We start from the raw sequence: 13,080 nt of genomic DNA on the forward strand, positions 1-13,080 counted from the left end.
GTGACCCTTATTCTATTTAGGTTTGAGCGAGTAATTGTTTTATTTGTTCGCCCGTACAACCAAAACGTCGCTCTCTGGCAACGTAACACGCAATGGCCTCAGCAAATGCTGCTTCATTAAAATCAGGCCAAAGTGTCTCGGTAAAGTAAAGTTCTGCATAAGCAACTTGCCATAGTAAAAAATTACTAATACGAACATCGCCACCAGTGCGAATAAGTAAATCAGGCTCGGCCTGATCTGCCATGCTCATATGCTGTGCTAAGCGCTCTTCTGTAATATCTTCTGCGTTAAGTGTGCCCTGCGCAACTTGCAAAGCAAGTTGTTTAGCCGCATTCGCCATATCCCAACGACCACCGTAATTAGCTGCTACATTTAAACACAGCCCGGTGTTATTTTCAGTCAGCTTATGCGCAGCGTCTACCTTGCTACGTAATCCTTCAGAAAATCGTGATAAGTCTCCAATAATGGTCAGTTTTACATTGTTTTTATGAAGCTTTTTAACTTCCTTTGTTAAAACAAATAAGAAAAGCTCCATTAAAGTGTTTACTTCGTCTTCTGGGCGGCGCCAGTTTTCACTACTAAAAGCAAATAAGGTTAACGATTGTATCCCTAATTTAGTACAAAACTGAACAGATTGACGAACTGCGTCCACGCCTTTTTTATGCCCATACACACGAGGTCTATTTCTAGCTTGCGCCCAACGTCCGTTCCCATCCATGATGATAGCTACATGTTTGGGTAAACATTGCTGTGAAATTGTATCAGCATCTAGAACCATAAATATCGAGTATTCCATAAAAAAACGCCGCCTAGTATACCCTAGACGGCGTTTCAAAACTAATAATTTTAATAGGTCCTGTCGACCTTTCAGGATTGTAATTTGTTCAATCTAGGGGCGATTTAATCGCGGCGCGAGATTTGTAACCTAGTGGACTAAGTAAAAATCGAGTAACAAAGAGTTAATCGCCCCTAGGCAGAACCCTTTGGGCAGCGCGTGTTTGGATTTTATGCATCGTTATCGCCTAATTATGGGGAATAACCACACAACATAGGCTCTGCCTTACCTAAAAACCAAACACACTGCTGCAAATTCAACCTCGAAAGATAGACAGGACCTTACTTAGATTTCCATCAATTCTGTTTCTTTAGCCGCTAATAGAGTATCCATTTCTTTAATAAACTTATCAGTAAGCTTTTGAATTGCATCATCTGATTGACGCGCTTCATCTTCAGAAATGTCTTTCTCTTTTAATAAACTTTTTACATCGCCATTAGCATCACGACGAATGTTACGAATAGCAACACGACCGCCTTCTACTTCAGCGCGTACAATTTTAATTAAATCTTTACGACGCTCTTCAGTAAGAGGAGGAAGTGGTACACGAATAACAGTACCTGCTGACATAGGGTTTAAACCTAAGTCAGACGCCATAATTGCTTTTTCAACAGCTTGCGCTAAAGACTTATCAAACACACCAATAGCCAGTGTACGAGAATCTTCAATTGTTACGTTAGCAACTTGGTTTAAAGGCGTTGGTGCACCGTAGTACGACACCATAATGCCATCTAAAATTGCAGGGTGTGCACGGCCAGTACGAATTTTAGATAGTTGACTACCTAGTGCAGTTACACTTTTTTGCATGCGCGCTTGCGCGTCTTTTTGAATATCGTTAATCACGGTTTAATCCTAATTATTTGATTACTTCATCTGAGGCTTGTGAAGAAATAAGTGTTCCTTCCGCTTCACCCATAATTACGCGTTTTAGCGCGCCTGATTTATTCATGTTAAATACGCTCAATGGCATTTTATGATCGCGGGCTAGAGTAAACGCCGCTAAATCCATAACTTTTAATTCTTTGTCAATAACTTCATTGTAGCTTAAATGGGTATAAAGCGTCGCATCTGGATTTTTAACAGGGTCATCACTGTATACGCCATCAACTTTAGTCGCTTTAATTACAGTATCCGCTTCAATTTCGATACCGCGTAAACACGCTGCAGAATCGGTAGTAAAAAACGGGTTACCTGTACCTGCTGCAAAAATAACAACGCGACCAGTTTTTAATAAGCTAATTGCTTCAGCCCAGTTATAAGCGTCACATACACCATTAAGCGGAATAGCCGACATTAAACGACAGTTTACAAATGCACGGTGTAGCGCATCACGCATTGCAAGGCCATTCATAACCGTAGCAAGCATACCCATGTGATCGCCTACTACGCGGTTCATACCTGCTTCTGCAAGTGATCCACCGCGTAAAAAGTTACCTCCACCAATAACTAAACCCACTTCTACGTCGAGTTCTACTAGCTCTTTAATTTCTTGAGCCATACGATCTAAAACTTTAGGGTCGATGCCAAAGCCTGCGTCTCCCATTAAAGCTTCACCACTTAATTTGAGAAGAACACGTCTAAAAATAGGTTTGCGATTGATAATCATAGTATTGGGGCCAACTTTTATTGAATTATGGATAAAAAATAACCGCGCTTATGTTAAACATAAAAGCGCGGTTATTTTAAAGAATTTCTAGCTGCGAAGCAAAACCAAATAGTACTTTAATTGCATCTAATTTCCTTTTGCTTCACAAATAGTAATCTTACTTAGCTTTAGCAGCAGCAATTTGAGCAGCAACTTCAGCAGCAAAATCTTCTTCTTTCTTCTCGATACCTTCACCAACTTCTACACGTACGAAGCTAGTAACTGTTGCGTTTTTCTCTTTAAGAATATCGCCAACAGTTTTCTTAGGCTCCATGATGAAAGCTTGACCAGTAAGAGAAACCTCACCAGTGAATTTTTTCATGCGGCCAACAACCATCTTCTCAGCGATTTCAGCAGGCTTGCCTTCATTCATCGCGATTTCGATTTGTACTTGCTTTTCTTTAGCAACAACATCGGCTGGTACATCTGAAGGTGTTAAGTATTCAGGGCTAGATGCAGCAACGTGCATTGCAACGTGCTTAAGTGTTTCTTCATCAGCAACACCCGCAACAACAACACCGATACGATCGCCATGACGGTACTCAACTAGGTTTTCACCAGTTACGTACTGTAAACGACGTACATTGATGTTTTCGCCAATTTTAGTCACTAGCTCAACACGGTCTTCTTCAAACTTAGCTTGTAAGTCTTCGATAGAGATAGTGTCAGCAATTGCAGCGTCAGCAACTTTGTTAGCAAATGCTAAGAAGCTTACGTCTTTTGCAACGAAATCTGTTTGACAGTTAACTTCTACTAGTACTGCAACACCCGCGTTTTGCTTGATGATGATAGTACCTTCAGCAGCAATGTTACCTGCTTTTTTAGCAGCTTTAGCAGCGCCACTTTTACGCATGTTTTCAATCGCTAACTCGATGTCGCCATCAGTCTCAGTTAACGCTTTTTTACAATCCATCATGCCAGCGCCTGTGCGCTCGCGTAATTCTTTAACTAGGGCAGTAGTTACAGCCATTAGTAAATCCTCAAATCTGAAATCAGGTTAGATAAGCGGGTTACCCGCTCGACAAGAATAGCAAGTCTTCACCTTAAAAAGATGAAGACTTGATGACAGCTAATTACTCAGCTTCAACGAAATCGTCTTTCTCAGCTTGAGCAACGATGTTATTCTCGCGACCTTCAGTAATAGCAGCTGCAACAGCGCTAGTGTAAAGGCTTACAGCACGGATAGCATCATCGTTACCAGGTACGATGTAATCAACACCGTCTGGGTTAGAGTTAGTATCTACGATTGCAACAACTGGAATACCTAGGTTGTTTGCTTCACGGATAGCAATGTGCTCGTGGTCAGCATCGATAACGAAAAGCGCGTCTGGAAGACCGCCCATGTTTTTGATACCACCAAGGCTCTTTTCAAGCTTTTCCATTTCGCGGTTAAGCGTTAACGTTTCTTTCTTAGTTAATTTCTCGAAAGTTCCGTCTTGGCTTTGTGCTTCAAGGTCTTTAAGACGCTTGATTGATTGACGTACAGTTTTCCAGTTAGTCAACATACCACCTAACCAACGGTGATTTACGAAGAACTGGTCGCTTTCTAAAGCAGCTGATTTAACTGCGTCGCTTGCTGCGCGCTTAGTACCAACGAAAAGAACTTTACCTTTGTTTGCTGCAGCACTTGATAAAAACTTAAGTGCGTCGTTGAACATTGGTACAGTTTGCTCAAGGTTGATGATATGTACACGGTTACGTGTGCCGAAGATGAAAGGCTTCATCTTAGGGTTCCAGTAACGTGCTTGGTGACCAAAGTGAACACCAGCTTGAAGCATATCGCGCATTGAAACGTTTGCCATTTTATAGATCCTCTATAGTTGTTTAGGGTTAGGCCTCCACATATCCCATAGCACCAACACCGAAGTAATTAAACTTCAAATGCACCCAAGTGTATGTGACGATACGTGTGTGTGTTAAAATAAAATTGTGTTTGCCTTAAATACAAAAAATCATTTAAGAATTTATTTGTAAAAAGACGGCGCGCTTTATACCATATTAAAATTAAATACTCAACGTCGCGTGCAAAATTTGTTCTGCGAAAAATGTTAAAAACTCAACTTTGGAGCCTCAATGAGCGCTATTATCAAGACCCCTGAAGAAATAGAGAAAATGCGCGTAGCTGGGCGCTTAGCGGCCGATGTACTTGAAATGATCGGCCCTCATGTAGTGCCAGGTGTTACCACCGATGAGCTAAATACAATTTGTCATGATTATATTGTTAATGTGCAACAAGCAATCCCTGCTCCATTAAATTATCATGGCTTTCCAAAATCAGTTTGTACGTCAGTTAATCATGTTATTTGTCACGGAATTCCAAATGACAAAGCATTAAAAGAAGGCGACAGCGTAAATATTGACGTAACGGTCATTAAAGATGGTTACCACGGTGACACATCTAAAATGTTCCACGTTGGTACACCAAATATTCAAGGTAAACGTCTTGCAGAAGTAACGCAAGAAAGCTTATACCTTGCTATCAAAATGGTAAAACCAGGTGTGCGCTTAGGTGATATTGGTGAAGCAATTCAAAAATATGCAGAGAGCTTTAATTACTCAATTGTACGTGAGTATTGCGGCCATGGTATTGGCGCAGGATTTCATGAAGAACCACAAATAATGCATTACGGTAAAGCCGGTACTGGCGAAGCCTTAAAAGCAGGTATGTGTTTAACTATTGAACCTATGGTTAATGCGGGTAAACGCCAATGTAAGCTTCTTAAAGATGATTGGACAGTAGTTACACGCGACCGTAGTTTGTCTGCGCAGTGGGAACATACTTTATTAGTGACTGAAAATGGTGTTGAAATTTTAACGCTACGATCAGATGATACAATCGACAGGATTATCGAACACTAATAAAAACCGAACCATTTGATAAAAGTACTTATCAAAATAAAGGTTCTACAAGGAGCCAGCCCACGTGGCATTACCCAACAAAGTAAAAAAGTTGCTCAGCGATGCTGAGCAACTTAGTGATTATCGCGATTGTTCTAGCTATTTTTATAAATGGCTACATAACGAGTTTTCTAAACAACCGGTTGGGAATTTAATTAATGCCCGGGCTGAGTTTATTGACCGCCTACTCATAAAGCTGTTTCATGTTTACGACTTAGCGCATGAGCCTGATTTAGCGCTAATTGCTGTAGGCGGATACGGACGTGGCGAGCTACATCCCTACTCCGACATCGACTTTTTATTGCTTGTAACTAAACCGCCAAGCGAAGAAATATGCGAAAAAATAGGCCAGTTTGTCACCATGCTATGGGATCTCAACTTAGAGATTGGCCACAGCGTGCGCACGATAGAACAAGCCATTGAGCAAAAACGTGAAGACGTTACTTTTGCCACCAGCTTGCTCGAAAGCCGCCTTATTTTTGGTAACCACATTGAGTTTGAAAAACTCAAAATGCATATTATTGAAACGCCAGTATGGCGCTCAGGTGAATTTTTTACTGCTAAAGTTCAAGAGCAAAACTTACGCCACAGAAAGTGCCACGGCACCGCGTATAATCTTGAGCCAAACATTAAAGAAAACCCCGGTGGTCTGCGCGATTTACAAACGATTATTTGGGTTGCAAAAAAGCACTTTAGAACCGAAACCCTGCAAGAATTAATAAGCCACGGATACTTAACTCACGAAGAGTTTCAAGAGCTTTCTGAGTGCCTAGAAAACCTATGGAATATTCGCTTTGCACTGCATTTAGCTGCAGGTCGAGCTGAAAACCGCTTATTGTTTGATCATCAACCGCAAGCCGCTGAAATTTTAGGTTTTGGTAGCGACGGTAAAGCGTCTGTTGAGCGTATGATGAAACGCTTATTTAGAATAATGAGCCGCGTGCGCGAGCTTAACCAAATGCTACTTTCATACTTTGAACAAAGTATAATGCCCGAAAGTAGTGAAAAAACGGTGATAGAACTCGACAGAAATTTTGAACAAGTGGGCCATCAAATACGCGTAAAAGATCCGTCGGTATTTTTTAGACGCGACCAACTCTTTGTATTGTTTGAACACATAGCCGATAACCCAGCAATAACGCATATTTACCCAAGCACTATTCGTACCATTCGCCAGGTGCGCCGTCGTTTATTGGGTGACTTACAAGATTACGCAGCCTGCCGTGAAGCATTTTTACGCTTAGTTAAACACCCTAATGGCATGGGACGCGCATTTACGCTGATGCACAAGCACGGCATGCTTGCCGCTTACCTACCACAGTGGCGTAATATATTTGGGCAAATGCAGTTTGATTTATTTCATGCTTATACCGTTGATGAGCACACCCATAAGTTAATCAAAAATATTTACGAATACTTTGATAAAACAGGCATTAGCGAGTTTCCTATTTGTAGTGAAATAGTTACTCGAATGGATAAACCAGAGCTACTTTATTTAGCGGGTATATTTCATGATATTGCTAAAGGCCGAGGTGGCGACCATTCAGAACTTGGCGCTGTTGATGCCATAGCTTTTGCTAAATTGCATGGCTTTTCATCGGCTGATGCTAAGCTAGTAGCATGGCTTGTAAGTAACCATTTACTTATGTCGGTTACCGCGCAGCGTAAAGATATTAACGACCCTGCTGTAATAAAAGACTTTGCTACACGCATTAAAACAGAGCGCCAACTCGACTACTTATATTGTTTAACTGTTGCCGACATACGTGCAACCAACGACAACTTGTGGAACGATTGGAAAAACACCCTACTGCGTGAGCTATACTTACACACGCAACGCGCACTGCGCTTAGGGCTCGAAAACCCAATGGATCAACGCGACCAAATTCGCGACAAAAAGCACCAAGCTAAACAGCGTCTTCTTAATTTAGGTTATCAAGAGGAAAAAATTGATTTAATTTGGAGCCGTTTTAAAGCCAACTATTATACCGCCTTTAGTGAGCAGCAAATATCATGGCAAACCGAGCATTTATTAAATAGCCCAGATTTAAGCCAACCAAGTGTTATTGTGTCTAACAAAGCAATGCATGGCGGTACGCAAGTATTTGTATACAGCCCTTACTCTGGCGCACTATTTGCCAGATTAGTGAGCGTAATTGGCTCTAAAAAAGCGCAAATACAACACGCGCAAGTACTGACCACAAAAGACGGTTATGTCCTGTTTAGCTTTGTAATACTAGAAGTAAGCGGCGACCCTATAGCCAGTGGTAGAGCGCAATCAATTAAACGCGGGCTTGAGCAAGCATTGAGCGATCCGCGTAAAAAAATTCGCTTTAAAAAGAGCCGCTCTCAACGCTTTAAAGATTTTAATATTAAACCTAAAATTGTGTTGCGCCCACATGCACGCAAAGATCGCAGCTTAATAGAAATTCAAGCCGTCGATATTCAAGGTTTACTAACCAAAATAGCCGAAGTTTTCCAAGCGCATTTACTACACATTCACGCTGCCCGTATTACCACAGTAGGTGAACGTGCCGAGGATTTCTTTGTTGTATCTAATAACGAATACCAAGCGCTGACTGATGAAGAGCAAGCAAAAATTCATCAGGCATTACGTAAAAAATTCAACGCCGAAACAGAATAGAGGACACACATGTCAGATTTAAAAACAATGATAGAAAACGCATGGGACAACCGCGATAGCATCAGCCCAAGCACAGTATCAAGCGACGTAAAACACGCTATTATCGACGCACTTGATTTACTTGATAGCGGCGCTGCACGCGTTGCCGAAAAAATATCAGGTGAATGGGTTGTACACCAGTGGCTTAAAAAAGCAGTGTTACTGTCGTTTCGTATTCGCGACAACCAACCAATGAACGATGGCGTAAACCAGTTTTACGACAAAGTACCGCTTAAATTTAGCGACTACACCCCAGAGCAGTTTCAGCAAGGCGGTATGCGCGTAGTACCAAACGCTGTAGCACGTAAAGGCAGCTTTGTAGGTAAAAACGTTGTACTTATGCCATCGTACGTAAACATTGGCGCATACGTTGACGACGGCACCATGGTTGATACATGGGCGACTGTAGGCTCGTGTGCACAAATTGGTAAGAACGTACATTTATCAGGTGGCGTTGGCATAGGCGGCGTTTTAGAGCCTCTACAAGCTAACCCAACTATAATTGAAGACAACTGCTTTATTGGCGCACGTTCTGAAATTGTTGAAGGCGTAATCGTTGAAGAAGGCGCTGTAATTTCAATGGGCGTTTACATCAGCCAAAGCACCCGTATTTATGACCGCGAAACTGGCGAAATTCACTACGGCCGCGTACCAGCAGGCGCAGTAGTTGTTCCAGGCGCACTACCGTCAAAAGATGGCACCCACAGCCTTTACGCTGCAATCATCGTGAAAAAAGTAGACAAGCAAACACGCGAAAAAGTAGGCATAAACGCCCTACTCCGCTCAATTGATGAGTAATCGAAGGTTAGGTTGAGTGAAACGAAACCCAACGATACGTTGAAGTTAGGTGTTTTAGCTGAACTTTACTTGTATATAGAAAAGCTCTAAGCCTTTGGTTTAGAGCTTTTTTGCTATTAATAATAAGCTGATAAGCAATAAACATAATTCACAGTTTCTAATTCGTTAAACTTTTACATAACCAGATTATTACGTTAAATTATTAAAAACTTAAATAGATAAAATAATATGCATAATCAAGAACAAGGTAGTTTTTTTGATCTTTTTAAAGATAGGCCTCTCATTTTCACTTTTGTCTGGGCATTCTGCTTATTAAATTGGAAGAGTATTTGGTGGTTTTTAGCTGAACCTTTAAAATTCAGCATAAAACTAAACACATATGAAGAACTAGGCTTTGGCTTCTACATTTACTCCCCTATCGTATTAACAATTTTAGCTACTATTTTCTATCCTCTTGCAGTACATATACCTAATTTTTTCAGAGAGTATTGGCAAAAAAAGTATGACTCTTTCAAAGCAAATCGAGAGCCTGCTAAATTTATTCCCATTGAGAAATACGAAAAATTAGATAAACAATTTCAGGATGAGAGCCAGAAAGCCACAAGTGCGATAAAGGAAACTCTAGAGCACCGAGAAGACTCATCTAAAAAGCAAAGTCAAATTGATAAACTGAAAATTACAGAAAAACAGCAACTTGATGAAATCAACAAGCTAACAGGGCAAAACCAGAAAATTAAAGACGACTTATTACATAGCAACCAACAGTTCGAAGATATGTCGGAGAAATTTTCCAGCTCAGCTGAAGAACACCTAACACTCACCAAAACACTTCAACAATATAAAGAGCAAGCTGAAAAAATAGAAGATAAATACCAAACTTTATTAGATAGGAATTATAAATTAAAACAAAAATATCTCTCTCTAAGGCATGAAGTGTCAATGCGAGCACACAAAGAAGATACAGAATTTGAACTTAATATTAATAGAAAAAATGAGATTTCAAGTAAATTCTCTAATGAAAAACCCAAATATTTTGTCGAAAATTTCAACCAAATAATGGGCACTCCTTTTATTGGTATTACTATAGACGATTGTCTTTACCAGGCAGGGAAAGTAATTTACATACCGCAAACGTATAAAGAAAAGGGGATTTTCTTAAGCATAATAAAAAAAGAAGGTAATGAAAAATTAAAGTATGGAGTAAGGTACCCAGGCTCTATAAAGATTACTGAAGTTCCAGAAGATGGTATGTTAATTGATTATCAAAATCTCGATTACAATAATAATGAATTTTTAGAATTAGTGACATTCTTTGCTGAAACACCAAACTCAGCAACAGATGTATATGAAATCGAATACAGTAATGAAATTAGTAAATACCGAAAAAATCTATAAAGCAAAAATAAACGCCGAGCTGCTCATCACTGATAGCTGGCAACTAATTACTTCCATTCAACCAATAAAAAAGCACTTATAAAAATAAGTGCTTTTGTTGGTTTGCTCAATTAGCGTGGTTTACAGCGCGTTAAATACGTCGTCTGTTTTAGCTGCGCAAATAAAGTCGTTTTTGTGTAGGCCTTTAATTGAATGGCTCCACCATGTAACCGTTACTTTGCCCCACTCGGTTAATAAACCTGGGTGATGGCCTTCGTCTTCTGCCATGTCGCCTACTTTGTTAGTAAACGCAATAGCTTGTTTAAAGTTTTTAAATTTATAAACACGCTCAAGCTGCATAATGCTGTCGCGTACTTCTGGTACCCAGTCTGGGATTTTAGTAATTAATTGCGCTAACTCTTCGTCAGATACTTTTGGCGCATCTACATGACAGGCTTCGCATTTTTGTGCACTTAATGAAGACATTCTAAATCCTTACTTTTAGCTTTTTTAGCATTAATGTTTAACTGGCTAATTTTTCTTTTGGTGGAAATTTTGGGTCGTGCAAGCCAAGCTCTTTAGCTCGCTCAACCAAAGTCATAATATCCATTTGCGATATATCAAACAGATCATGAATCGAATTTATGGTGTAGTACTGTGGTTGCATAATATCAATACGGTACGGCGTACGCAGTACATCAAGCACATTCATTGGGCTGATTTCTGGGGTGTTTGAGTATACGTACTGGGTTTCACCTGGGCTTGATAAAATACCGCCGCCGTAAATACGCAGGCCATCTTCGGTTTGCATTAAACCAAATTCAACCGTAAACCAGTATATACGCGCAAGGTATACACGGTCCTTTTTCTGCGCTGCGTAACCTAATTGCCCGTACTTATGCGTAAACTCGGCAAAGTCAGGATTAGTTAGCATGGCGCAATGGCCAAATATTTCATGAAAAATATCTGGCTCTTGTAGGTAGTCAAATTCTTCGCGGCTACGAATAAATGTAGCTACCGGAAACTGCTTGTTTGCCAGTAATCTAAAAAACTCATCAAAGTCGATAAGCGCAGGTACTGGCGTAACTTGCCACCCAGTAGTGGCTAGCAATACTTCGTTTAGTTCGCTTAACTGAGGAATACGATCGTGCGGCAGGTTAATCTTTTTTAACCCTTGCATGTACTCATTGCAGGCTTTGCCTTCTATGCACGCAAGTTGGCGTGCTACAAGCTCAGACCAAATTTTATTTTCTTCATCACTCCAATGTATAACACCATTTTCGTCTGGTGTTTTGGATGTGTATTTACTTGCTTTAGCCATAAGTACCTTCTTGGGTGTGTGCCCTAAATCGGTGTCAGTGTGATACTCAAATCTATTGAATATCGAATGACCCCATACTATGCAAAAGTGAAGAAAAGTTTAATAGATAGGCTAACATCAGTATTTGGCACGATCACTACAATCGTAAATTTATAATTACACCTGTGGAACATTAAAAATACAGGCCTTAAATTAAAGGCCTGCAGCCTGACTTTTCACGTACACAATTAAATACACCTAGCCAATTTGAGTGAAAGCTTGGTTTAAATCACTAATAATGTCGTTAACATCTTCAAGCCCAACCGAGAGCCTGATCAGCCCATCACTTATTCCAGCGGCAGCTCGCTCCTCTGGCGTATAAGGCGAGTGGGTCATAGATGCAGGATGCTGAATCAGTGTTTCAGCGTCGCCTAGGCTTACAGCAAGTGTACAAAGTTTCATACTATCAATAAATTGCGCGCCATCTTGTAGCGTACCTTTTATTTCAAATGCAATAACACCACCAGCGGCTTTCATTTGGTTACCAATAAACTTATAACCTGGATGCGATTTAAGCCCAGGGTAATATACGGTACTTACTTGTGGGTGCGCTTCTAGATATTCAGCTATTATTTGTGCGCTTTGACAATGGCGCTCTATTCTAATAGCGAGTGTTTTTAGGCCTCGATTAATTAGCCATGCATCGTGCGGGCTTATGGTTGCACCAATATCTTTTAGTACGGTCATTTTAATGTGTGTTATGTGCTCAAGCGATCCACATACAATACCCGCTACTACATCACCATGGCCGTTTAAGTACTTGGTCGCACTGTGCATTATAATGTCGATACCGTATTTTTTAGGCGATTGCAGTAGCGGCGTTAAAAAGGTGTTGTCGACCACACTAATTAAATTGTGCTCTTTAGCAACTGCGCCAATCAGTGCCAAATCAATAACCGCCATAGTGGGGTTAATTGGCGTTTCTACAAATATCATTTTTGAATTAGGTTTAATGGCAGCGCGTAGTTCGTCCTCGTTGGTCATATCAACAAACGTGACTTCGATTCCCCAGCGCGGCAACATATGCGAGAAAAACGCAAAGGTACAACCATACAAAGCACTTGAGGCAACAAGGTGATCTCCCTGCGATAAAAAGCTCAGTACTGAGGCTGATACTGCCCCCATACCTGTTGCGGTTGCAGCTGCGGCTTCACAGCTCTCTAGTTGGGCAACTTTTTGTTCAAGCTCTGTGGTTGTGGGGTTTCCTAAGCGCGTATAGATATAGCCAGGTTCGTCGCCTGCAAAACGCGCAGCACCTTGTGCGGCGTTTTCAAAATGAAAGGTAGAGGTTTGATACAAAGGAGAAGTAAGTGCGCCGTGCGGGTCGTTTGCTTTTTGTGGTCCGTGAATACATTGGGTGTTTATATGATGCTTGCTCATTGTAGGCTCGTTTTTTGATTATTATGTTTTTGCGATTCAACAATCAAAACGTATGCGCTTACAAACAGCAAGCATGCCGGATGCTCAGATGGCTATTTGTGTAAAAA

General features: G+C 40.7%; 12 protein-coding genes. 4 read left to right on the forward strand and 8 right to left on the reverse strand.

Annotation, left to right across the window (positions count from 1 at the left end):
• Positions 1 to 16: 16 nt before the first annotated feature.
• The 5 genes from I6F49_RS04005 to rpsB all read right to left on the reverse strand — a co-directional run bounded on the left by I6F49_RS04005 (position 17) and on the right by rpsB (position 4,282).
• Positions 17 to 796, reverse strand: a complete 780-nt coding sequence (locus tag I6F49_RS04005; RefSeq protein WP_166421107.1) for an isoprenyl transferase — start codon at positions 794 to 796, stop codon at positions 17 to 19.
• Between the two features lie 324 nt (positions 797 to 1,120).
• Positions 1,121 to 1,642: a ribosome recycling factor gene (frr, locus tag I6F49_RS04010; RefSeq protein WP_231609641.1), complete on the reverse strand. Its 522-nt coding sequence runs from the start codon at positions 1,640 to 1,642 to the stop codon at positions 1,121 to 1,123.
• A gap of 49 nt (positions 1,643 to 1,691) precedes the next feature.
• Positions 1,692 to 2,441 carry a UMP kinase gene (gene pyrH / locus I6F49_RS04015; RefSeq protein WP_197178582.1) on the reverse strand — a complete coding sequence of 250 codons (750 nt, stop codon included), beginning with the start codon at positions 2,439 to 2,441 and terminating at the stop codon, positions 1,692 to 1,694.
• Positions 2,442 to 2,598: 157 nt separating this feature from the next.
• Complete coding sequence (tsf, locus tag I6F49_RS04020; protein ID WP_007580981.1) at positions 2,599 to 3,450, reverse strand: translation elongation factor Ts; 852 nt, start codon at positions 3,448 to 3,450, stop codon at positions 2,599 to 2,601.
• 103 nt (positions 3,451 to 3,553) lie between these two features.
• On the reverse strand, positions 3,554 to 4,282 hold the full coding sequence (rpsB, locus tag I6F49_RS04025) for a 30S ribosomal protein S2 (protein WP_007580978.1): 729 nt from the start codon (positions 4,280 to 4,282) through the stop codon (positions 3,554 to 3,556).
• Positions 4,283 to 4,553: 271 nt separating this feature from the next.
• On the opposite strand from rpsB, the gene map reads away from it, so the two are divergent.
• The 4 genes from map to I6F49_RS04045 all read left to right on the forward strand — a co-directional run bounded on the left by map (position 4,554) and on the right by I6F49_RS04045 (position 10,254).
• Positions 4,554 to 5,339 (forward strand): type I methionyl aminopeptidase, encoded by a 786-nt coding sequence (map, locus tag I6F49_RS04030; RefSeq protein WP_165739365.1) that lies wholly within the window; start codon positions 4,554 to 4,556, stop codon positions 5,337 to 5,339.
• A 64-nt stretch (positions 5,340 to 5,403) separates the two neighbouring features.
• The gene (gene glnD / locus I6F49_RS04035; protein WP_197178584.1) at positions 5,404 to 8,022 is read left to right on the forward strand and encodes a [protein-PII] uridylyltransferase; all 2,619 of its coding nucleotides are present in this window, start codon (positions 5,404 to 5,406) and stop codon (positions 8,020 to 8,022) included.
• A gap of 9 nt (positions 8,023 to 8,031) precedes the next feature.
• Positions 8,032 to 8,859, forward strand: coding sequence for a 2,3,4,5-tetrahydropyridine-2,6-dicarboxylate N-succinyltransferase (gene dapD / locus I6F49_RS04040; protein ID WP_165728528.1), 828 nt, complete (start codon positions 8,032 to 8,034; stop codon positions 8,857 to 8,859).
• Positions 8,860 to 9,087: 228 nt separating this feature from the next.
• Positions 9,088 to 10,254: a hypothetical protein gene (locus I6F49_RS04045; RefSeq protein ID WP_197178586.1), complete on the forward strand. Its 1,167-nt coding sequence runs from the start codon at positions 9,088 to 9,090 to the stop codon at positions 10,252 to 10,254.
• 120 nt (positions 10,255 to 10,374) lie between these two features.
• On the opposite strand, the gene I6F49_RS04050 is transcribed toward I6F49_RS04045, so the two are convergent.
• The 3 genes from I6F49_RS04050 to megL form a co-directional block, all read right to left on the reverse strand.
• On the reverse strand, positions 10,375 to 10,719 hold the full coding sequence (locus I6F49_RS04050; protein WP_165742980.1) for a 4a-hydroxytetrahydrobiopterin dehydratase: 345 nt from the start codon (positions 10,717 to 10,719) through the stop codon (positions 10,375 to 10,377).
• Positions 10,720 to 10,756: 37 nt separating this feature from the next.
• A complete protein-coding gene (gene phhA, locus I6F49_RS04055; RefSeq protein WP_165740569.1) occupies positions 10,757 to 11,554 on the reverse strand; it encodes a phenylalanine 4-monooxygenase in 798 nt (265 codons plus the stop codon).
• Positions 11,555 to 11,791: 237 nt separating this feature from the next.
• On the reverse strand, positions 11,792 to 12,973 hold the full coding sequence (gene megL / locus I6F49_RS04060) for a methionine gamma-lyase (RefSeq protein WP_197178587.1): 1,182 nt from the start codon (positions 12,971 to 12,973) through the stop codon (positions 11,792 to 11,794).
• Between the last annotated feature and the right edge of the window lie 107 nt (positions 12,974 to 13,080).

This window comes from Pseudoalteromonas sp. SWN166 (genome assembly GCF_015864485.1).
Taxonomy (GTDB): Bacteria; Pseudomonadota; Gammaproteobacteria; order Enterobacterales; family Alteromonadaceae; genus Pseudoalteromonas.